This is a genomic window from Bilifractor sp. HCP3S3_D3 (assembly GCF_052063915.1).
Classification (GTDB): domain Bacteria; phylum Bacillota; class Clostridia; order Lachnospirales; family Lachnospiraceae; genus Bilifractor.
This window is the reverse complement of record NZ_JBQHWP010000001.1, coordinates 58390-80143: the sequence shown is the minus strand read 5'-3', so window position 1 is coordinate 80143 and position 21754 is coordinate 58390. Positions and strand designations below refer to the sequence as shown.

General features: G+C 51.0%; 18 protein-coding genes and 2 tRNA genes. 18 read left to right on the top strand and 2 right to left on the bottom strand.

Annotated elements, in window-relative coordinates; translation table 11 throughout:
- The first annotated feature begins 51 nt into the window (after window positions 1-51).
- The 7 genes from murD to ACTNDI_RS00310 all read left to right on the top strand — a co-directional run bounded on the left by murD (window position 52) and on the right by ACTNDI_RS00310 (window position 9383).
- Window positions 52-1422: a UDP-N-acetylmuramoyl-L-alanine--D-glutamate ligase gene (murD, locus tag ACTNDI_RS00340; protein ID WP_441098772.1), complete on the top strand. Its 1371-nt coding sequence runs from the start codon at window positions 52-54 to the stop codon at window positions 1420-1422.
- Between the two features lie 11 nt (window positions 1423-1433).
- Entirely contained in the window at window positions 1434-3083 is a 1650-nt protein-coding gene (locus ACTNDI_RS00335; RefSeq protein WP_441098771.1) for a hypothetical protein, read from the top strand.
- A gap of 175 nt (window positions 3084-3258) precedes the next feature.
- Window positions 3259-4437: a cell division protein FtsZ gene (gene ftsZ, locus ACTNDI_RS00330; RefSeq protein WP_441098925.1), complete on the top strand. Its 1179-nt coding sequence runs from the start codon at window positions 3259-3261 to the stop codon at window positions 4435-4437.
- 265 nt (window positions 4438-4702) lie between these two features.
- On the top strand, window positions 4703-6097 hold the full coding sequence (aroD, locus tag ACTNDI_RS00325; RefSeq protein ID WP_441098770.1) for a type I 3-dehydroquinate dehydratase: 1395 nt from the start codon (window positions 4703-4705) through the stop codon (window positions 6095-6097).
- Window positions 6098-6309: 212 nt separating this feature from the next.
- Entirely contained in the window at window positions 6310-7125 is an 816-nt protein-coding gene (locus tag ACTNDI_RS00320) for an FHA domain-containing protein (RefSeq protein WP_441098769.1), read from the top strand.
- Window positions 7126-7139: 14 nt separating this feature from the next.
- Entirely contained in the window at window positions 7140-8204 is a 1065-nt protein-coding gene (locus ACTNDI_RS00315) for an AAA family ATPase (protein ID WP_441098768.1), read from the top strand.
- A complete protein-coding gene (locus tag ACTNDI_RS00310) occupies window positions 8205-9383 on the top strand; it encodes a GTP-binding protein (RefSeq protein WP_441098767.1) in 1179 nt (392 codons plus the stop codon).
- A gap of 216 nt (window positions 9384-9599) precedes the next feature.
- Here the strand turns inward: ACTNDI_RS00310 and ACTNDI_RS00305 are convergent.
- Window positions 9600-9673, bottom strand: a tRNA-Arg gene (locus ACTNDI_RS00305).
- Between the two features lie 294 nt (window positions 9674-9967).
- Here ACTNDI_RS00305 and ACTNDI_RS00300 point away from each other — a divergent pair.
- The 3 genes from ACTNDI_RS00300 to ACTNDI_RS00290 all read left to right on the top strand — a co-directional run bounded on the left by ACTNDI_RS00300 (window position 9968) and on the right by ACTNDI_RS00290 (window position 11861).
- Window positions 9968-10327, top strand: a complete 360-nt coding sequence (locus ACTNDI_RS00300) for a metal-dependent transcriptional regulator (RefSeq protein ID WP_441098766.1) — start codon at window positions 9968-9970, stop codon at window positions 10325-10327.
- Between the two features lie 248 nt (window positions 10328-10575).
- Window positions 10576-10707, top strand: a complete 132-nt coding sequence (locus ACTNDI_RS00295) for a hypothetical protein (protein WP_441098765.1) — start codon at window positions 10576-10578, stop codon at window positions 10705-10707.
- Between the two features lie 323 nt (window positions 10708-11030).
- Window positions 11031-11861: a glycerophosphodiester phosphodiesterase family protein gene (locus tag ACTNDI_RS00290; protein WP_441098764.1), complete on the top strand. Its 831-nt coding sequence runs from the start codon at window positions 11031-11033 to the stop codon at window positions 11859-11861.
- A 183-nt stretch (window positions 11862-12044) separates the two neighbouring features.
- Here ACTNDI_RS00290 and ACTNDI_RS00285 read toward each other — a convergent pair whose 3' ends face one another.
- Entirely contained in the window at window positions 12045-12785 is a 741-nt protein-coding gene (locus ACTNDI_RS00285; protein WP_441098763.1) for a lysophospholipid acyltransferase family protein, read from the bottom strand.
- Window positions 12786-13141: 356 nt separating this feature from the next.
- Here ACTNDI_RS00285 and ispE point away from each other — a divergent pair, with 356 nt between their 5' ends.
- From ispE to ACTNDI_RS00245, 8 genes are all read left to right on the top strand, one after another.
- Window positions 13142-14026, top strand: a complete 885-nt coding sequence (gene ispE / locus ACTNDI_RS00280) for a 4-(cytidine 5'-diphospho)-2-C-methyl-D-erythritol kinase (RefSeq protein WP_441098762.1) — start codon at window positions 13142-13144, stop codon at window positions 14024-14026.
- 23 nt (window positions 14027-14049) lie between these two features.
- Window positions 14050-14697, top strand: coding sequence for a GntR family transcriptional regulator (locus tag ACTNDI_RS00275; RefSeq protein WP_441098924.1), 648 nt, complete (start codon window positions 14050-14052; stop codon window positions 14695-14697).
- 248 nt (window positions 14698-14945) lie between these two features.
- Window positions 14946-15018, top strand: a tRNA-Ala gene (locus ACTNDI_RS00270).
- A 183-nt stretch (window positions 15019-15201) separates the two neighbouring features.
- Window positions 15202-15738 carry a hypothetical protein gene (locus tag ACTNDI_RS00265; protein WP_441098761.1) on the top strand — a complete coding sequence of 179 codons (537 nt, stop codon included), beginning with the start codon at window positions 15202-15204 and terminating at the stop codon, window positions 15736-15738.
- 63 nt (window positions 15739-15801) lie between these two features.
- Window positions 15802-17211 (top strand): uracil-xanthine permease family protein, encoded by a 1410-nt coding sequence (locus ACTNDI_RS00260; protein ID WP_441098760.1) that lies wholly within the window; start codon window positions 15802-15804, stop codon window positions 17209-17211.
- A gap of 166 nt (window positions 17212-17377) precedes the next feature.
- A complete protein-coding gene (locus tag ACTNDI_RS00255) occupies window positions 17378-18145 on the top strand; it encodes an alpha/beta hydrolase (protein WP_441098759.1) in 768 nt (255 codons plus the stop codon).
- A 137-nt stretch (window positions 18146-18282) separates the two neighbouring features.
- Window positions 18283-20163 (top strand): B12-binding domain-containing radical SAM protein, encoded by a 1881-nt coding sequence (locus ACTNDI_RS00250; protein WP_441098758.1) that lies wholly within the window; start codon window positions 18283-18285, stop codon window positions 20161-20163.
- A gap of 95 nt (window positions 20164-20258) precedes the next feature.
- Entirely contained in the window at window positions 20259-21638 is a 1380-nt protein-coding gene (locus ACTNDI_RS00245; protein ID WP_441098757.1) for an aminopeptidase, read from the top strand.
- The last annotated feature ends 116 nt before the right edge of the window (window positions 21639-21754 follow it).

The following is a 21754-nucleotide window of genomic DNA, read 5'->3' as shown; positions in this document are numbered from 1 at the left end:
CCAGGCTCCGGAAACGGAGCCGTTATTTCAGAATAAAGAAGGGACATAGACATGGATTTAAAGGGAAAGAAAGTACTTGTATTCGGATCCGGAAAAAGCGGTATCGGCGCAGCACACCTTCTACTGGCAAAGGGTGCGGTGCCGGTGATTTATGACGGCAATGAGAAAGCGGACCGGAAGAAGATTCTTGATAATCTGGGCCGGGATGTGGAGATCATTCTCGGCAGTCTCCCGGAGGAGAAGGCGAAACAGATTGACCTTGTGGTCATGAGCCCGGGAGTTCCCTGCGACATACCGGTTGTACAGGATTTTTACGCGAGAGGGATTCCGGTCTGGGGAGAGATTGAGCTTGCTTACAGGATTGGCAAGGGGAAAGTGCTCGCAGTCACAGGAACGAATGGAAAAACGACAACTGTGACGCTCCTGGGCGAGATTATGAAGGATTATTTCCCTGAGGTCTATGTGGTTGGAAATATTGGGACACCTTACACAGACGTGGTTCTCGAGCAGAGTGAGAACGCGTGGACAGTGGCGGAAGTCAGCAGCTTTCAGCTGGAGACCATTGACCGTTTTCATCCGGTTGCATCAGCAATTACGAATATTACAGAGGATCACCTGAACCGCCATCATACAATGGCGGAATATATTCGGTGTAAGGAGCGGATCGCGGAAAATCAGACTTCGGAGGATATCTGCGTTCTAAATTATGAGGACGATGTACTTCGTGAATTCGGCAGCAAGGTTAGAGCAGAGGTGATCTATTTTTCCAGCCGCAGAGTTCTGAAACATGGAATATATCTGGACGGCGGTACGATTTACATCGCGGATGGTAAGGAAAAGCTTCCGGTAGTCCGGACAGATGATCTTCAGCTTCTCGGCCTTCATAACTTTGAAAACATCATGGTTGCTGTTGCCATGGCGTATCACGCGGGTGTACCTGTGGAGAGTATCCGTAAGACGGTATGCGCTTTCAAAGGAGTTGAACATCGCATAGAGTATGTGGCCGAGGTAAACGGCGTAAGATACTATAACGATTCTAAGGGCACGAATCCGGATGCTGCCATTAAGGGAATTCAGGCGATGAACCGGCCGACCTGTCTGATCGGGGGCGGTTTCGACAAGGAGCTGGCTTTTGATGAATGGATCAAGGCGTTTGACGGTAAAGTAAAGTTTCTCGCACTGATCGGACAGACAAGAGAAAAGATCGCAGAGACAGCAGTGCGGCTTGGCTTCCCGAAGGAGGATATTGCTTTCTTCGATAATCTGGAGGAGGCGACGAAGGCTTGCGCGGAACATGCGGTTCCCGGAGATGCCGTTCTGCTCTCTCCGGCGTGCGCGAGCTGGGGCCAGTTTGACAATTACGAGCAGCGGGGAGATATGTTCAAGCAGTACGTCAGAAGCATGTGCGGATGCCACGAATAAAGGAGTTCGTTTTGGATCAGGAAAAAAGAGGACATCAGGAAAAGAAAAAACGGGAGAGGATCCGGAGGAAAAAATTGCGGATTACCCTTGCGGCTGTCGGAGGCCTTCTGGTGTGCTTCGTGATTTTCATCGGCGTTTTTTATGTTCCGGATCGAAATGCGGAAGTGACAGGGAGTTCGCGGTATACGGAAAAGGAGATCAGGGAGATGGTGTTCGGAGGCTTCGCAGATCGGAATTCTCTGTATCTGTGCTATGTCAGGAAGACGATTAAGCCTGAAAACGCACCGTTCATCTCGTCTATACATGTGGAATACACGGGCCACAGCAGTGTCAGGCTCGTAGTAAATGAAAATTCTCCGGTTGGATATGTTCAGCAGGACGGAATCAACTATTATTTTGATGCAAACGGAATCGTGCTGGAAGCGGTCAAGGACGATAATCCAACGTCTGATGAGGAGGAGACAGAGTCCGTGGTGTCTTCGTCAGCGGTTTCTTCTTCGTCCGTTTCTTCCTCTTCGGTTTCTTCATCCGGCACGCAGAAGACCGATTACAAGTCGCTCGGCCTTACTGCTACGCTGGTGGATCTCAACGGCGACGGCGTTCCCGAGACAGATGCGGAGGGAAACTGGCTTGTGGACACCGATGGCGACGGGATGGTTGATCAGACGACTTCTGGTGTCGGACTGATTGATATTGACGGCGACGGCGTTCCCGACATCACACAGACCGACTATGATAATGCGAAGGCAGCGAAAGAAGAAGAGAAAAAGGAGAAGGCTCAGGCGTCTGCGGTAGCTGCAGCGGATTCCTCTGCGAGTCAGACGGAGAATGGATCCGATGTACTTCAGGCTGTTTCAACCGGTTCTTCTGAATCTGCTGGCGGCTCTTCCGCTGACACGGAGTATCATCCGGCATTGACAGATGTTACAAGGATTATCGGACTGACCGACAAGAAATTGACGGTTGGAAAGGCCGTTCCGGTTTCAGACAATAGCGTTTTTTCAACGATACAGGCCTTAAGCCGGCTGATCAGCAAATTCGGAATCAGGCCCGATAAGATCGTATTTGACAAGGACCAGAATATTACCCTGTATTACAACGATGGCAAGGTGAAGATTCTTCTTGGACAGGATACGCTTCTGGAGGACAAGATGACGAAGGCTGCGGCGATTCTGCCTCAGCTCTCTGGAATGGAAGGAACACTTCATCTTGAGTCCTATACGGAGGATACCGTAAATATCATCTTCGATACGACGGAGACGGGAGAGAACTCCTCCGACAGTTCCGGAGGTACGGGAACGACGGCTGCTTCCGGGAAGACTGCCGGTGCGGGGAATACGGCCGCTGAGAGAGCGGGTACAACGGATGAAAACGGCGGATCGGCAGATACGTATACCGTGGGCGGAGACGGAAGCACGAGTGTCACATACGGAGACGCAGATACCGATGGCACCGGCGGAGACGGAAGCACGGACGCCACATACGGAGACGTAGATACCGATGGCACCGGCGGAGACGGAAGCACGGACGCCACATACGGAGACGTAGATACCGATGGCACCGGCGGAGATGGAAGCATGGATGCCACATATGGAAATGAAAACACCGATGACGCCGGCACAGACGGAACGGCGGATGGCTATGGCGGAGCTGCATACTGATGACCGCGGGCGCCTACGTTTTTTTGAAAAAGTGTTGAATATTTCCAACGAAGACTATATTATAGGAAGTGTGTTATTTTCTTTGATTATAAGGAATGAGGGAAGATAAATAATTGGCAGAAGACCTGCTTCAGGTCTCTGGTCAGATAAAGGAGGAAGCATTTTGTTAGAGATTATGACGAACGAGGCTGAATCTTCAGCAAAGATTGTGGTAATTGGTGTCGGAGGCGCCGGCAACAATGCCGTAAACAGAATGGTAGACGAGTCCATCGGAGGGGTGGAATTCGTTGGAATCAATACAGATAAGCAGGCACTGACACTTTGTAAGGCACCGACTGTTCTGCAGATCGGCGAGAAGGTTACCAAGGGACTTGGGGCAGGAGCAAAGCCTGAGGTAGGACAGAAGGCGGCAGAGGAGAGTGCGGACGAGATCAAGAAGCTCGTGGAAGGCGCCGACATGGTATTCGTCACCTGCGGTATGGGCGGCGGAACCGGAACCGGTGCTGCTCCGGTGGTTGCAAGTCTGGCAAAGGAAGCCGGATGCCTGACAGTCGGTGTGGTTACCAAGCCGTTCCGTTTTGAAGCAAAGCAGCGGATGACAAATGCTCTTTCCGGTATCGACAGACTGAAGCAGAATGTAGACACCTTAATTGTGATCCCTAATGATAAGCTTCTCGAGATCGTGGATCGCCGCACGACGATGCCGGAGGCATTGAAGAAGGCGGATGAGGTGCTTCAGGAGGCAGTGCAGGGCATTACGGATCTGATCAATGTACCCGCGCTGATCAACCTTGACTTCGCGGATGTACAGACGGTTATGAAGGACAAGGGGATGGCGCATATCGGAATCGGCGCTTCCAAGGGCGATGACAAGGCACTTGAGGCGGTTCAGGAGGCGGTTCAGTCCCCACTTCTGGAGACAACGATTGAGGGTGCTTCCAATGTCATCATCAATATCTCAGGAGATATCAGCCTGATGGATGCCAATGACGCTGCCAGCTATGTACAGAATCTTGCCGGCGACGACGCAAATATCATTTTCGGCGCGATGTATGACGACTCCACGCCGGATACCTGCAAGATTACAGTAATTGCGACCGGACTGGATGATGCATCCGCCAGAGTCGCGAACGTAAAGGACGCAGAGGCGGAGAAAATCGAGAAGACAGAGCCGACAATCCTCGGTTCCTCACAGAACCGCAGGAGCGGAGCCGCAGCTAAGACTGCACCTTCCTATTCCATGCCGAGCTTTACGATTCCGAAGCCGGCCGCTGCACCAACCACGTCGAGACCGACAGCTCCGAAGACACCGAAGAAGGATATCCAGATTCCGGATTTCCTTCAGAAGCACTGAGATAGGGAGCACAGGAGGTGTATTTTCCCTCTGCAGGGAATAAGGACATCTTTCCGGTTCCTGCATGGAAGGAAGACTTGTGTCTGATTCAGGAGAAGAACAACAGATCTCAGAGATACCGAATGGGATCATAATTATCGAATTGGATATATTAAGAGATTTTACAGCCCGGAACCTATCCGGGCTGTTTTAGACTGCAGATATTATCGTCGAGGTTCTGCCGCGATAGCAGGAAGTCCGGCGATTCAGGGACAAAGGAGAAGATATGTGGTTCACAAGACGAAGAAAAAGAAATACCTTTTTAGGAAGAAAGAGCAAGCTGACGGAAGACCGGAGTACTGTGGATGAAAAGGAATCGACGGCAGGACGTGATGAGAGCAGTCCGTCAGATGAGAACTCCGTGAAAATGAATCAGGAGAAAAAAACAACAGAAGCATATTCAACGAAGGAAAATTTGTCAGAACAGCTGAGCGGTGCGGCGAAAGAGCCCACAGACCGGCCGTCCTTAGAGGCTGAGAATGAGCAGCCCGGAGAGGATAAGCATATACTGTCCGGCGAGTATGAAAACGGGCTGTCTGGAGAAGAAACGAATGAGCATCCCGGAGATGGTGAGAATGAACTGTCCGGTGAAGAAACGAATGAGCAGCCTGAAGATGGTGAGAATGAACTGTCCGGAGAAGAAACGAATGAGCAGCCTGGAGATGGTGAGAATGAGCGGCCTGGGGAGAATGAGAATGTTACGCCCGCAGGGAAGACAGATGGCATTGGTGCGCGGAAAGATGGGGACGTAAATGCGAATCATAAAGGACAGGAAATGAGACGAAATAAGGTTCACGAGAAAAAACAGCGTTCGCTCTATGAGTGGCGTCGCGAAAAGCCTTCAAAATCACCGAAGCCGGTGAAGGCAGTCAAGAAACCGCTGAACCTGAAGAACGGGGTGATTCTGGGAGAGGGACTGCCGAAAATCTGTGTTCCGTTAACCGGGACAGGAAAGGATGAACTGGAAGCACAGGCACGAGAAGCTGCTGTGGCGTCTCCAGATCTTGTGGAATGGCGTGCCGATTATTTTGAGGACCTCGGAGACGTGGAGAAGGTGGCGGAGGTGCTTATGTCCCTCCGGGAAATTCTGGGTGAGACTCCCATCCTCTTCACCATCCGGACAAAGAGAGAGGGAGGTATGGGACAGCTGACGCCGGAAGAATACCGCTCAATGCTTCTGTATGCAGCCGGACGTCCGGAAGTTTCTCTGGTTGATATTGAGGGATTGAATCCTGAGATCAATACAGAGCTCCTGATCTCCGAGGTTCATGAGCTTGGGATGCCGGTGATCGCGTCCTGGCACAACTTCAGCAGAACGCCTAAAAAACCGGAGCTGGATCTCGTATTCGACAGACTGTCACGAACCGGGGCGGATGTGTTGAAAGTAGCTGTTATGCCTAAGAAACCAAAGGATGTGATCCGGCTTATGAGTGTCACCGAAGAGAAGAACCGTCAGTTTGCAAGTCCACTCGTGACGATGGCGATGGGAGACCTTGGGAGGCTCAGCCGTGTGAGCGGAAGGATCACCGGGTCAGCGATGACCTTTGGAATCGTCGGAGACGCATCCGCGCCGGGACAGCTTCCGGTCGAGGAGCTCCGGGAGATGCTCAGGGCCATCTGATAAACAGAGCATCTGTTTCGGGATGGTTTCAATACACCCGCAAGGCCGGAAACGCTGCAAATGACAGTATTGTATTTCCGGCGTTTTCGGAGCGTTTCGCCGGCAGTTGTATAATTTTGTGAACTGATGTACAATTGACTCTGGCTGATATCTGAGGAGGGGCGGAAAACAGCTGAAATCTTACAGACAGAGGATGTAGTATGAGGGATTTTTTGATTAATTCAGAAGAACTGCTCGATACGAGGGCCCTTGCCTTTGTGAATGGACAGGGAGCAGACTACGGATTGTTTCCGTGCTTCTGGATTCATTATAACGAACGAATCAAGCTGGCGTTTTTCCCGGAGCGTTACAGAACGCTCGGGGAGGCGACGCAGGATATGGATCTAAACGAGGTGACAAAGGCGGCTCAGGCGCTGCTTGAGAGAGTGAGCGCTCTGTCAGAGCATGAGGAAATTTCACTGGAGAATGTCATCTGGGATACGGACAGCATCTATCTGGATGACGGAGGACAGGTGTATCTGATCTGCCTTCCGGCAACCATACCTGAGGAGTCCAGGCATAGCGGTATCTATATGAAGCGGCTCTACTCCCTGATAGAAGATCTGGTATCGGATCGCGATGGCGGTGAATTTGTCTGCAGGCAGATCGCCTATCAGAAGCAGCAGAATTTCGGCGACTGGAAGAGCCTTTCCACTGCTTTGGAGCAGCGGTCTCCGGCTGAGCTCGACAACGAAAGTCTCACATTGAAGAGCATTAACACACCGCATCCGCTTACCTTTATCATCCGACAGGAAAAGTTCCGGATCGGGACAGATCCGGGGGAGGCGGACGGACTGATCACAGATGTGGATACAGTCAGTCCGGTTCACGCGATTATCGGGTGGAACGGCATCAATTATTATGTCAGCGACATGAACAGCGAAAACGGCACATATATCAATGATCAGAAGATTGCCCCGAATACGGAGATTCCGATTGGTGAAGGTACTGTCATTCGTTTCGCGGATTATACATTTAACGTAGAGTGAGGGCAATAGAGATTATGGAAGGTAAAAAACCGCAGCTGATCATAATAGATACCGATTCCGGCTTTCTCAAACAGTATGAGGAGGATATCATCAGACGGTATTCCGTAAATGCCGAGGTTCAGATGATCACGGACCCCGGATTTGTTAACGCCTACTTCTCGACGGAGCAGGATCCGGATCTGATGCTGATCGATGAGGCTTCCTATGGAGATGGGAGTCAGTTCGAAGGACATTCGATCGGCAAGATCTATCTGCTTGTTCCGGAGGTCGAAATGACAAAAACGTACCCGGACAATGTGACGGTTCTGGTTGCGTTCATGCCTAAGGAAGAGATTTTCGAAAAGATCGATATGGCCCTGTGGTCAGAGGCGGGAGTGGAATCCGCCTCAAGTCCGGCGGATGAGACGCCGGCTCCGAAGCAGACAAGAGTGGTTGCTGTTTATTCTCCGATCGGGGGATGTGGGAAAAGTCTCGTTTGTGTAGCTCTTGCAAGAAAACTTAAAATGCTGGATCAGAAGGTGCTTCTGGTCGGATGCGACGATACACAGAGCTTGTCCGTATACCTTCCAGGGGAGAATTACGCTTCCCCGGAGCTGGCAGAAAAGCTGATTCACCCGGACGAAGATACTTACTGGACGATTCTTCAGAACATCAAGACGGATGTCGTATCCTATCTGCTCCCATTTGAAAAATCGCTCGGAATGATGAATATCGGTCTGAAGGAATTCGATGTTCTGATTCACACGCTTGTAGAGAAGCAGGATTTTGATTTTATTATTCTGGATATGGGGACCCGTCTCACCCGGGAGATCACGGAGAGACTGAATAAGATAAAGGCATTGATTCTGCTGACCGAGGCGAATGTTCTGGCAAACCGGAAGATGCAGAAACTGCTGAAAAACAGCGAGCTTCTGCCGAAATGTCAGTGTATGATCATCGCAAATGAGTACCAGTCGGATGACACCCGGGTACTGCGGGATAAGGTTTTCGGAACCATTTCTCCTTACCCGAACTGGGAAAAAGCGTTGGAGGATCCGGTTTTCTACCGCCTTGCGCTGGCTCTGGAGGAAAGTGTGTAGATGCAGGTTAAGATCGATCTGATCACCGGCCTTCTTGGTTCCGGGAAGACGACGTTTATTATCCGATATGTGCAGAGGTTTCTGCGCGAGGGAAAGCGGGTCTGTATTCTGGCGAATGATTATGGGGCTATCAGCGTGGACAGAGCGCTTCTGACGGAGGCTCTGGGAGATGCATGCGACGTGGAAATGGTCACTGCCGGGGATTGGGACTGCTATCGCAGACGGTTCCGGACGAAGCTGATTTCCATGGGCATGCTCGGCTATGACAGAGTCATTGTGGAGCCGTCCGGAATTTTTGATACGGATGATTTTTTTAACATTCTCAATGACAACCCGATCGACAGATGGTATTCGCTGGGGAATATTCTGTGCATGGTGGACGCGCATATGCCGGAGCGGCCGGATGACACATGGAAGTATCTGTTCACTTCGGAAGCGGCAAATGCCGGCCTTCTGGTTGTATCCAGAGCGCAGGAGATTCCCGGATTTCCGTCTGTTAAGACATCGGAGGAAATCTGCGGCAGTATTCTCAGCCTGCTGAATGAGGGATCGGAGAAATACAAACTAAACAGGAGTTTTCGGCAGGAAGATATTCTTGCCGCTGACTGGAACCGGCTTAGCGATGAAGACTGGAAGAGGATTCTGGAAGCCGGGCACCGGAGAGGGGATATGGTTAAGCTTCCGACCGCAGAAGACGGCAGCTATCAGACCCTTTTCTATTATCACATTTCCAGACCCGTTCCGGAAGTTCGCTCACTTATTGCCGGCCTGTTTACCAATGAGAAAAAATACGGAAGAGTCATCCGCGTCAAGGGATTTTTCCACGCGCCGGGCATGAAGAAACCGGCCGGGTCCTCCGGCTTAGAGAAAAATGACCGTTGTGAAGATGACCATTGCAGGGATGATTATTGTGATGACAGCAGTCGTGCGGATAGCGGTTGTTCGGATGGCAGTTGCGCGGATGGCAGTCGTGCGGATAGCGGTTGTTCGGATGACAGCTGTGCGGATGACAGTTCTGAGGATAGCTGGTATGAGATTAACGCGACTGCGGAGCACACGGAGGTCAAGCCGACATCCTTCCGGAAAGAAGTGATGATTATCGTAGGAGAGCATCTGAAGGGCACGGAGGTCGGACTGGCCTTCGGGGAGACCAGAAGTGTCACATACTATGATGTATGATACATGATATGTGAGATGCATCATGAGATACATGACGTGCGAGATATATAAAAATATATGAGAGATAAAGGAAAAGAGCCTGCCGGCGATCGGGCAACAGGGCTCTTTTTTGTGTGCGGTGAAAAGGAAAGGAACACGCAAAAGGGTTCACAGGTGTTCCATGATACAAAAAAGCTTCCGATCTCTTCAGGAAATCGGAAGCCTTTCATCTTGTAGCGTGTGATAGAGGATTCGAACCCCCGGCCTTTTGGTCCGTAGCCAAACGCTCTATCCAGCTGAGCTAATCACACACGGCTGTTTTTCAACCAGCGATGATTATCTTAACGCATACGAATTGTTTTGTCAATAGATAATTTAAAAAAACATAATCTTTTATTGACAACAGATATGGAGAAGTATAAACTTTACAGAGGTTAATAGCATCTAATATATATATGATCCGACAAATACATATTCGAATATTTTATACTTTGTACAGGAAATTTACCATTGATTCGACACCATTATAAGACCAATATGACACCATATGTTTTGCTGATCAGCAAACCGCACTGCCGGTTGTTGCTTTCGATGGAGGAGAAGGGATGATTACAGATGCGATGCAGGACTACTTATACACAATCCTGAAGCTTGAGGAGGACCGGGAGGAGGTGCGTTCCATATATATTGCGAACGTATTGAAATTCTCCAGAGCCAGTGTTCACAATATGCTCCAGCAGCTGGAGGGAGAAGGGCTGATTCATATCTCGTCCCGAAAGAAAATATCTCTGTCTGATTCGGGACGCTCCATTGCCTGCGCGTATTGTGACCGGATTACATTTTTGTGTAAGATGCTGACAGACGCGGGAATAGAACCGGAGGAGGCACAGCAGGAGGCGAGAGCCATGGCGCGTTGTCTGAGCGAAGCATCCTACAAGGCACTCAGTCAATGCGACCGCAAATGAGAAGTATTTGTCATCTCTTCGAAGTACAGTATGTGGTGTTGTCTTAAGTGTGCTGTTTATTGCATGACGGTTTACCAAATGCAATTCTGTTCACAGCTGATCCTGCTGCAGAGATCAGGACAATCTGCATTACTTGCATATCTGTGTACAACTAATGTCTGGGTTGACAAACAGGAAATGAGCTTGTAACGCTGCGGAGAATCTCTGACGCCCTGGTCAGACGGATCAACCAGAACTACAGGAAGATTATGGTATTCAACACCCTGCTGATCATTCTGGGAGTGACGGGAGTCATGATGCCCGGTACGACAGCTGCCCTCCACAATATGTCGACAGTTGCGATCGCACTGTCGAGTATGACGGACCTTCTGGACAAATAAGTGCTCTGACACGGACAAGCTTCTGTGGGGCCTGAACCCTGTACGTGTAATAGGAATAAGTCACGGCGGCTCGGGACGGGCTGAAAAATGGCTGGTATTTCTTTGATTTTGGAGATGCCTGTGTTATACTGTATAAAACCGTTGTCCAACAGGTGGCCTTTGGGCATGCGAAGCATGCACGGAAGCTGCGAAGTGACGCGGGGACTTGTACAGTTTGTAGCACGATTTATCGTATGGGCGTTTACTGAGCAGGTAAATGAAAAATTCCGAAACCGGAGAGATACCGGCACAGAATACATACAGAAAGCCTGGAGGGTGTTGCTATGGGTAAGACATTTAAGAAGGTGGCAGGTGTCTGCATCGGCACAGTTGCTGCGTGGACGTTTGCGGTGAAACCGAGAATCTGGAACAAACCGGATATCAGTGAAATCCGCCGATATGATTATGCGAGAAGAGGGTACCGGGGAGAGGATGGCAAGATTCCGGAGAACAGCATGGCGGCGATCCGCGCCGCCATTGATCACGGCTACGGTCTGAACCTCGACGTGAGACTGACTCGTGACGGAGTGCCTGTTGTTTTTGCAGACTCCAGACTGGAGCGGATGACGGGAATAGAAGGCTCTGTGGAGAACAGTGTCCTGGACGAACTGAAAGAACTGAAACTTGGAGACTCGGAGGAGAAGATTCCGACATTGGAGGAGGCCCTCCACGAGATCGATGGTCAGGTTCCGGTACTGCTGAATATCCATACGGAGGAAGACAATTACAATGCCATATCGGATCAGGTGTGTGAGGTTGTAGATGCCTACGAGGGCGTATTTGCAATTGAATCGATCGATGTGAGAGTGCTGAGGTGGTACCGGAAGCAGCGCGGGGAGTACATCCGCGGACAGATTTCGGATTTTAATCACAGAAGCGGCTCCTCCTTTATGAATCTTCTGTTCGACATCCTTACAAGCTGTCTTCTGATGAATTTCCTGACGGCGCCGGATTACATCTCTACCAATATTGATTCACGCAATAATCCGAGCATCTGGCTGTGCCGACTCGTTTATCGCGTACCGAGAATGGACCGCACCGTCCGCTCGCTGGAGGATTATGAGCTGGTGAAGACAGATGGATCGACGGTTGTGTTTGAAGATATTCAGCCATAAGGCCGGTGGCGGAAACCGGACATGAAAAATCCATGGGGTTCTTTGAAGAAAGAATTCCATGGACTTTTTAGCGTGAATAAGTTATCTTTTGAATATGACATCTTTATCGTGGACAGGAAATCCTGTTCGACGGTCAGCTCAGAGGAAAGTGATATTCCGGCAGACCGCCATCAGGCGGCCGGCCTACAGGAGGCTGGCATTGCGCTCGAGGGTCTGAGTCATGATCTTCCGGGTGTATTCACCGACATGCTTCTTCTCTTCACGGGATAGAGTCGCGGGATCGATCGGCTTTCCGAATTCGATGATGACATGTGTGGCCTTTAGCCAGGGAAAATGCCGCTCGAAGATGTTGATGGAGTTCGAGATGGACACCGGAATGATCGGAGCGCCGCTCTTTGTCGCTACACGGAAGCTTCCTTCGTGAAATTCCAGGAGAGGCGTGTCTGACTCCGCCTTGTTCCGGGTACCTTCCGGGAAAATAAAGACGAATTTGCCGGATTTGACCTGTGCGATTGCATCGAGAATTACCTGCATTCCCTGTTTCAGATCATTCCGGTTCAGGAAGAAGCAGTAGATGTAGCGCATCCAGATGTTGAAAATCGGTACTTTCTCAATTGAATCCTTGGCGATGTATCCGCCCATGGTTTTCATAAACGGATAAGTCATGATGACATCATAGATACTGCGGTGGTTGCCGATGAAGACGGCGCCGCGGTCATCCGGAATATTTTCCTGTCCGATAGCGGTGATGCGGATGCCGGCGAGCACGCAGAGTACGCGAAACGCCCACCGGATCATGACCTGAGAAATCCGTCCGGCTTTTTCGGGATTCTTCCGGTGAATGAGGACAATGATTCCGAGAACAGGGAGCGTCAGAATCAGGTAGAGAACAGCAAACGATATAGATATCAGTGAACGCAGCATATAAATTTCCTCCGTTTTCTGCTGATTGGAATTGAGCATGAAATGTTTCCGGCTGTGAGGCCGATGAAACAGAATATGAAATACTCCCGGCTATTTGAAAAAACCGATGAAACAGAACATGAAATGCTTCCTGCTATGAAGCTGATGAAACAGATCATCGTACGCTATTGATTATAAAATTGCGCAGAGGCTACTGCAAGCAGTAATCAGACAATTAACACATTTTTATTTACGCGAACAGTGAGCCGCAGCCGAATGCGAAGCATTCGTGTGCGGCGAGCGTCGCGATAGCGAGATAAAACTCGCGCAGCGTGTTTTATCTCGTTTGGAATCTGTCACACAGGGATGGAGCGGCCATGGAATTAAAAGCAAGAGCAAAGATTAATCTGAGTCTGGATGTTGTCGGAAGGCGTCCGGACGGCTATCATCTGGTCCGGATGGTGATGCAGACGGTCGACGTCTGCGATACACTGGTTTTGCAGAAAAAGGATTCTGCAGGGATTTCGCTTGCGTGTGATGCGCCAGGAGTGCCGGCGGACAGCAGGAATCTGGCCTGGAAGGCGGCAGAGCTTCTGATGCAGGAATTCGGGGTCAGAGATGGTGTCAGCATTCTTCTGAAAAAAAGAATTCCGTCTGCGGCAGGCCTCGCCGGCGGGAGCGCTGATGCAGCCTGTGTTCTGAAAGGAGTGAATGAGCTGTTCGGATTCGGGCTGACAGAAGAGGAGCTTTGCAAAAGAGCTGTGAGGCTCGGTGCAGATGTGCCTTATTGTATTATAGGAGGAACGGCGCTTTCGGAGGGAATAGGGGAGGTATTGACGAAACTGCCGCCCATTCCGGACTGTTGGATCGTGCTTGCCAAGCCGGAGGACAGCGTTCCGACGGGACAGGTATATCATGACCTGGATTTGCTGGAGAGTTACCCTCATCCGGATGTGGACGGACAGATCCGCGCGATCCGCGAGGGAGACCTGGACGGGATCGTCCGCACGATGGGAAATGTTCTGGAGTTGGTGACGATACCGCACCATCCGGCTGTCGCAGCGCTGATACAGATTATGGAAAGAAATCGGGCCGAGGGGGCAAGAATGAGCGGAAGCGGACCGACCGTTTTCGGAATCTTCCGGCGGGAGCAGGATGCCCGGATGGCGTGCGAAGAACTTGAGAAGAGCGGGATGGCGAAGGATGTTTTCCTGACAAGGCCATGTCCGGGAACAGTTACCATGCAGGAGGTTTATGCGTGAAGACAGATAAACTGGTACAGACGATGAGTGAATACGAGGGGATGCCTCTTCGGGATGTCGTTTTTCAGACGCTTCGAAAGGGAATTCTTCGTGGCGATCTGAAACCGGGAGAGCGGCTCATGGAAATTCAGCTCGCCAACCGGCTGGGCGTCAGCCGGACTCCGATCCGGGAGGCCATCCGTATGCTGGAGCTCGAGGGGCTGGTATACAATATACCGAGAAGAGGCGCGCAGGTGGCAAGGATCACGGAACAGGATCTGAGGGATGTTCTGGAGGTGAGGCTGGGTCTCGAGGAGATGGCAATTGATCTCGCTCTGGAGCGGATTACGCCTGAGGGACTGGACCGGCTTTATCAGGCAAGCCGGAACTTCGAGAATATGATTGGAAAGGCCGGGGTTACAGAGCTTGCGCGGGCAGATGAGGACTTTCATGCCATCATTTATGAGGCGACCGGCAATCGCAGACTGATCCAGCTGATCAGCAATCTACGTGAGCAGATGTACCGCTATCGCGTCGAATATCTGAAGGATGAGAGTAATCGGAACACGCTGATCCGGGAGCACGATGAGCTCTGGAAGAGCCTGAAGGATAAGGACAAGGAGTCTGCGGAGCAGTATATGCGGCGGCACATCGAGCGGCAGATGAAGAATATTCAGAGCAACATACAGTGAGCCCACGGATACGACAGAGTTATACTGCAGATGAAGAATATTCAGAGCAGTATACACTGAGCCCACGGATGCGACAGCACTATGCTGCAGATGATATCGACTGCCGAATGCTCTGTGCGGCGAATGGTAAAGATGACAGCCGGAGGAGAATTCACGGCTGAAGCCATACGCATAGCTGCTGAGAAATTAAAAAAATTACTTGAAAATCATTGCTTGAAGGTTTATTATAGACAATGGTTTCACAAAGAGGGGCATTAGCGCAGTTGGGAGCGCGCCACATTCGCATTGTGGAGGTCGTGAGTTCGAATCTCATATGCTCCAGACAGCCGGAAATCCTTTATTTTCAAGGATTTCCGGCTTTTTTGTGTGCCAACGTTAAATTTTCGTGTGGCGTTTTTCTGTACATATGGCATGCAAAATGGTATCATATCTGATTAGTGAGTACATGAATCATCGGTGAATGTACAGTTGGAATTTACAAATTAGTAAAGGTGAGGTTACCCGTTGAAGCATTTTGTGAATAAATACCAATACGGTCCAAAGGAAGTGGAGGAGTCGATGGGCGCATGGTGGCTCAGAAAATATCGGATTCCTCTCGCCGCGCTTCTGGCAATGTTTCTGGTTTTTGCGGTGTGTGCGGCATTGACCGGTAATGCGGTCTGGCTGGTTCCCGGTCTGACCGGTATCTTCGGCTTTCTGATGTTTATCGTCAGAGAACGGCAGGCGGTCGGGCGTGAGAAAGAAAACATCGTGCGGACCTATCATATGAGCGATCCGTTTATGCGTGTCGAGATTGATCATGAGATCCGAACCGTCGTCAGCAATACCAGAAATTCCATACCGCTCGCGGGAGTTGAGGGCGTAATTGTTACAAAACATATGATTGTGCTCCAGCTCAGCCACGATATGTCCCTCGGACTGAAAAAAGATTCCTTTGAACGGGGCACGGCGGAAGAGTGTCTTTCTTTTATGAAGGAGCAGGTGGAGAAGAACCGGAAAGACCGGAAAGAGTTTTCGCGAAAGAAGAGAAACAAAAAATAGCAGACATGTTTAAACATCGCCCAAAACAGTTATTCAGAGTGAAGAAAATGAGGAGGGAAACACATGAGACTGGTTTATGATGTTGAGGAAAGGCCACCGTTCCGAAAGAATGTGATTTACGCGTTTCAGCAGCTGCTGGCGATCATTGCGGCGACGCTTCTGGTTCCGACCCTTGTCAATCTGGGAACAAAGGGGGCCACGGAGGTTGTGATGAGTCAGCCGGCGGCGCTGTTCGGGGCGGGAGTCGGAACGCTGATCTATGTACTGTGTACACAGAAAAAGAGCCCGATTTTTCTCGGAAGCTCGTTCGCCTTTATCAATCCGCTGATTGGCGCCTGCACCTTCGGTTATCTCGGAATTTTCCTTGGCGCTGTCTTTGCGGGTCTGGTATATGTGGTGATCGCGCTGATCATCTGGAAGGTTGGAACCGGATGGGTTGACCGTCTGATGCCGCCCGTGATCATCGGGCCGACCGTCGCGCTGATTGGATTGTCTCTGTGCGGCTCAGCGGTGAATAATCTGCAGAGCAATGCGGCAGGAGAATACAATCTGATCGCGATCTTCTGCGGTCTCTGCGCTTTCTTCACGACGATTGTGGTATCTGTCCGGGGCGGGAGATCGGTTCGGATGATCCCGTTCATTATCGGAATCCTGGTTGGATATGTTCTGGCATCTGTCTTTACTCTGATTGGTTATGCGGCAGGAATCGAATATCTGAAGATTGTGGACTACTCAGCGCTGATCGATAATTTCCGCACACTTTCCGTAAACAGCTTTTTCAGTGTGCCGAATTTCACATTCCTCGGAATTTTCCATAATGGTGCGGATGCAATGAAGGGAGTCGCCGGCGTGCTTCAGGTCCTTTTGCTGTTCGGACCGGTAGCGCTTGTTGTATTTGCCGAACATATCGCGGACCATGAAAATCTCGGATCGGTTATTCGGAGAGACCTGATCCGTGATCCCGGCCTTCACCGGACTCTTATGGGAGACGGACTCGGAACAATTATCGGATCATTCTTCGGAGGGTGCCCGAACACGAGTTACGGAGAGGCCATCGGATGTGTCGCGATCTCGGGAGATGCTTCTGTGTCCACCATCATTCTTACCTCCTGCATGGCGATTGTACTTTCTTTCTTCTCGCCGTTTGTGGCCTTTGTCAATACGATTCCGGTCTGCGTCATCGGCGGCATCTGCATTGCGCTTTACGGATTCATCGCGGTCAGCGGTCTCCGTATGATTCAGACCGTGGACCTGAATGACAACCGTAATCTTTATGTTGTCAGCGCAATTCTGGTGCTGGGAATCGGAGGACTCATCCTTGATCTGAAATATGTGCAGATTACAAGCATCGCCACCGCTCTGATCGTCGGGATTCTTGTCAACCTGCTGATGCACAAAGGGAAAAGCCCTGAGGAAGAGGAGGAAGAGCAGGAGAAGAAATATCAGTATGATAAGAACGAGAAGCTCTTTTGATTTACGCGAACAGTGAGCCGCAGCCGAATGCGAAGTATTCGTGTGCGGCGAGCGTCGCGATAGCGAGATAAAACTCGCGCAGCGTGTTTTATCTCGTTTTGACTGAACGTAATAAGAAGCTGTCACGCCGGCAACCTTGGCGTGGCAGCTTTTTCAGGAGGGGAAAATGAAGCTTGCAGTTATTTTTCCGGGTATCGGATATCATTGTGACAAACCGCTGCTCTATTATTCTTCGAAAATTGCGAAGAATCTGGGAATGCAGATCGTGAAGCTCTCCTTCCATGATCTTTCCGGAAAGAAAGATCTGATCGGCAATGAGGAGAAAATGGAGGGCGTTTATAAAATCGCGAGAGATCAGGCGGAAGATATTCTCAAAGAGACAGAATGGGACAGAGCAGATGAACTGGTATTCCTGTCGAAAAGCCTCGGAACAGCAGTAGCGGCTTCCTATGCGCGGGACCACGGCCTGAGCGTACGCCATGTCTATTACACTCCGGTCGCCGGAACTTTTCATTTTATGGAGAAAGCCTCCGGGATTGCTTTTCACGGAACGGGTGATCCATGGGTCGAGACGGAAGTTGTGCGGCAGGGGTGCGGGGAGAAGATGGTTCCCCTGTACATCACCGAAGGCGCGAATCATTCCCTGGAGACCGGTGATGTGATGACAGATCTGCAGAACATGCGGAGTATCATGGAGAAGACATATGAATATCTGGCCGGCGGGGAGAGGATCTTCCGGATCCTCCGGATTTCGGAGGCGGACTATGGATGTGAGGAACTGCCGGAGAATACGGATGTCCCGGTATCCGTTCTGCTTGAGGATGCTTCCGGCATGGAAATGAGCATCACCGCAGGGGATGAGGAGCTGTACGGGAAGAATCTGAATGTCGGAGACCTTGCGTTTGTCCGGAACGGAAAACTGTTTCATGTATAAGAAGTGTCAGGAGACTGGACGGAAGCTTTGTTTTATGCCCAGGGCGTTGAGAAACTTCAAAAAGAAGTGTCGGGATCATGGACGGACGGCTGTTCCGGAACTGTCCCGCAGGAAGCAGAGCGCAGAGAGGAGAATAGGTGAAAATAGTACTTGCGGCGGTCAATGCAAAATTTATACATTCAAGTCTCGCGATCCGTGATCTGAAAGCATATGCGGAAAGTCACCGGGAATATCGGGGAAGACAGAGCGGCAGCAGACACGAGAATGTTCCGGAAGCGTGTGGCGGCAGACACGGGGACACGATCATAGAACTGGCGGAATATACGATCAATCAGCAGCCGGACAGGGCCCTCGCGGACCTATACCGGAGACGGCCGGACGTGATCGCTTTTTCCTGCTATGTGTGGAATATGGAGTATGTGGCATCTCTGCTCGGCGATCTTCGCCGGATTCTTCCGGGCACGGAGCTCTGGCTCGGCGGCCCTGAGGTCAGCTATGACGCGGCAGAGGTCCTTCGGAATTATCCGGTCCTCCGGGGCGTTATGGCCGGAGAAGGGGAGATTACCTTCACTCGTCTGGTGAATGCCTATGAAGCAGCTGAGGGAAGCGGCTCGGCGCCGCAGCTTTCGGAAATCAGGGGAATCGTATACCGCCGCGGGAGCTCTGGTGCAGCGGATGAAATTCTGGTTAATCCTCCCGCGGAAGTACCGGATCTCGACGAGATCCCTTTTTTTTACGCAGAGCGCGATTCCGCAGGCGAGGAGATCCTCCATCAGTTTGAGCACCGGATCATTTATTATGAGAGCAGCCGCGGCTGCCCTTTCCGGTGCAGCTATTGTCTGTCATCGATTGGAAAGAGCGTTCGTTTCCGTGACCTTGAACTTGTAAAGAGGGAGCTTCAGTTCTTTCTCGATGAAGGTGTGCCTCAGGTCAAGTTTGTGGACCGCACGTTTAACTGTGATCACAATCATGCGTCTTCCATCTGGCGTTATATCCGGGATCATGACAACGGGGTCACGAATTTCCATTTTGAAATCGAGGCGGAGCTTCTGACGAAAGAAGAAATCCGTCTGCTGTCCGGCATGAGACCGGGACTTGTACAGCTGGAGATCGGAGTACAGTCTACGAATTCTGCGACCCTCCGGGCAATCTGCCGGCCGCAGAATGTGAACCATCTCCGGAAGATCGTATCCAAAATTCAGGCGGCGGGAAATATTCATCAGCATCTCGATCTGATCGCGGGACTTCCGGAGGAAGATTATGAGAGCTTTGCCGCATCCTTTGATGCTGTCTATCGAATGGAGCCGCAGCAGCTTCAGATGGGCTTTCTCAAGCTGCTGAAGGGATCAGCTCTTCACAGGAATGCAGAGAAATTCGGGATTGTCTGCCATGAGCGGGCGCCTTACGAGGTGATCCGGACAAGGTGGCTGAGCTACGATGATATTCTCCGGCTGAAGGGGATTGAAGAGATGGTCGAGGCATACTATAACAGCTGGCAGTTCGCGTGCACGATGCGGGTGCTTGTGGAACGAGGGAGAAGTCCGTTCCGTGTATACGAAAGTCTGGCAGCTTATTATTCGGAGCATCATCTCACAGAGATCCGTCTGTCCCGGCCGGAGCGATTTGAGGCACTTCTCGGTTTTGCCGCCGCGTTTGATCCCGGTTCGGAAAAATTATACCGGGAGCTCCTGGTCCTGGATCTGTATCTGAGGGAGAACAGCCGAAGCCGACCGGAGTGGGCGCGAGATGTCAGCCCTTACCGGGAGTTCTTCCGCAGATACTACCGGGATGTAATGAACATTAGGCAGGACCGCCGGATGGTTCACGGGGATCTATTCCTTCCGGAGACGCTGATCGCTGCGGGTCTCGTTTCCCCGGAGAGTCCGGAGCTGAAATCAGGTGCAGGTTTGCCGCTTCCCGTGGTCTTCGATTATCGGAAGCGGGATCCCCTGACGGATAATGCGAGGGTGATCATCCTGACCGGATATCCGGATCAGGGGGCTGCAGGCAGCGTGTGAGCAGCGGCGGCAGAAACCGCCTGTGAACTTTGACCGTTTCAAAATCCAGATTTTGTGATATGATCTGTATATCGAAAGAAAAGGAGAAGAATCGAATGAAAGAAAAAAAACAAACGATCTGGGAAAAGGATGATGAGCAGAAGCTGAACGACTTTTGTGAAGATTACAGAGTTTTCCTTTCCGGACATAAGACAGAGAGAGAAAATGTCGCCGGCATGGAGGAGGAACTGAAGAAGGCTGGAGCCAAATCTCTGGAAGAAGCCGCCGCTGAGGGCAGAGCTCTCAGACCCGGAGAAGTGGTATATACGGATATGATGAAGAAATCTCTTCTGATCTTCCGAATCGGACAGAAGCCAATGACAGAGGGACTGCGTCTTCTGGGTGCGCACATCGATTCCCCAAGACTGGATCTGAAGCAGCATCCGTTGTATGAGGATACCGACCTCGCGCTTCTTGACACCCACTATTATGGCGGAATCAAGAAATATCAGTGGACGGCGCTTCCGATGGCTCTTCACGGTGTCATCGCGAAGAAGGACGGCTCGGTTGTGAATGTCTGCATCGGAGAGGATGAGAACGATCCGGTGTTCGGTGTCAGTGACCTTCTGATCCATCTGGCGGCAAAGCAGATGACGAAAAATGCTGCTGAGGTTGTCGAGGGTGAGAACCTGAATGTTCTGGTCGGAAGCAGACCGCTCGCGTCTGCGGATGAGGACGAGAAGAACGCGGTTAAGGCGAATATCCTGAAACTTCTGAAGGAAAAATATGATATGGAGGAGGATGACTTCGTATCAGCGGAGATCGAGGTGGTCCCCGCAGGACAGGCCAGGGATTACGGACTGGACCGGAGCATGATCATGGGATATGGTCAGGACGACAAGGTTTGCGCATATCCGTCCTTCCGGGCAATCATGGACGAAAAGAATCCGGAGTACACCAGCGTCTGTCTTCTGACAGACAAGGAGGAGATCGGATCTGTCGGCGCGACCGGCACGCACTCCCGATTTTATGAGAATACACTGGCAGAGGTCATGAATCTGCAGGGATGCTACAGCGAACTGGCACTCCGCCGTCTGCTGACGAAGACCAGGGTTCTTTCCTCTGACGTAAGTGCCGGATTTGACCCGGATTATCCGGATGTGATGGACAAGAACAACTGCGCGTATCTCGGAAGAGGACCGGTATTCAACAAATATACCGGTTCCCGCGGCAAGAGCGGTTCCAATGACGCCAATGCGGAGTATATTGCGTTCCTGAGAAAGCTGATGGAGGAGAACAATATTATCTACCAGACCTCTGAGCTTGGAAAGGTAGACGCGGGCGGCGGCGGAACGATCGCCTACATTCTCGCAAATCTCGGAATGGAGGTTATTGACTTCGGTGTTGCTGTTCTCAATATGCATGCGCCCTGGGAGATTACCAGCAAGGCGGATATCTATGAGGCTTACAACGCATACCGCGCATTCCTGAAGTAACGGAATCCGGACCCGGGAGGCGAAATTTCCTCCCGGTAAATCATATGACCCGCAGGCGGGGAAGCGCACACGGTATAAGCTATGGCTTGCTCCGTGTTTCGCAGGAAGGGCAGCAC

What these genes read in the sequence shown, in the direction of transcription:
- murD (WP_441098772.1), top strand. Translation starts at nt 52, where the DNA reads ATGGATTTAAAGGGAAAGAAAGTACTTGTATTCGGATCCGGAAAAAGC.
- ftsZ (WP_441098925.1), top strand. Translation starts at nt 3,259, where the DNA reads ATGACGAACGAGGCTGAATCTTCAGCAAAGATTGTGGTAATTGGTGTC.
- aroD (WP_441098770.1), top strand. Translation starts at nt 4,703, where the DNA reads ATGTGGTTCACAAGACGAAGAAAAAGAAATACCTTTTTAGGAAGAAAG.
- ACTNDI_RS00315 (WP_441098768.1), top strand. Translation starts at nt 7,140, where the DNA reads ATGGAAGGTAAAAAACCGCAGCTGATCATAATAGATACCGATTCCGGC.
- ACTNDI_RS00310 (WP_441098767.1), top strand. Translation starts at nt 8,205, where the DNA reads ATGCAGGTTAAGATCGATCTGATCACCGGCCTTCTTGGTTCCGGGAAG.
- ACTNDI_RS00300 (WP_441098766.1), top strand. Translation starts at nt 9,968, where the DNA reads ATGATTACAGATGCGATGCAGGACTACTTATACACAATCCTGAAGCTT.
- ACTNDI_RS00295 (WP_441098765.1), top strand. Translation starts at nt 10,576, where the DNA reads ATGGTATTCAACACCCTGCTGATCATTCTGGGAGTGACGGGAGTCATG.
- ACTNDI_RS00290 (WP_441098764.1), top strand. Translation starts at nt 11,031, where the DNA reads ATGGGTAAGACATTTAAGAAGGTGGCAGGTGTCTGCATCGGCACAGTT.
- ACTNDI_RS00285 (WP_441098763.1), bottom strand. Translation starts at nt 12,785, where the DNA reads ATGCTGCGTTCACTGATATCTATATCGTTTGCTGTTCTCTACCTGATT.
- ispE (WP_441098762.1), top strand. Translation starts at nt 13,142, where the DNA reads ATGGAATTAAAAGCAAGAGCAAAGATTAATCTGAGTCTGGATGTTGTC.
- ACTNDI_RS00275 (WP_441098924.1), top strand. Translation starts at nt 14,050, where the DNA reads ATGAGTGAATACGAGGGGATGCCTCTTCGGGATGTCGTTTTTCAGACG.
- ACTNDI_RS00260 (WP_441098760.1), top strand. Translation starts at nt 15,802, where the DNA reads ATGAGACTGGTTTATGATGTTGAGGAAAGGCCACCGTTCCGAAAGAAT.
- ACTNDI_RS00255 (WP_441098759.1), top strand. Translation starts at nt 17,378, where the DNA reads ATGAAGCTTGCAGTTATTTTTCCGGGTATCGGATATCATTGTGACAAA.
- ACTNDI_RS00245 (WP_441098757.1), top strand. Translation starts at nt 20,259, where the DNA reads ATGAAAGAAAAAAAACAAACGATCTGGGAAAAGGATGATGAGCAGAAG.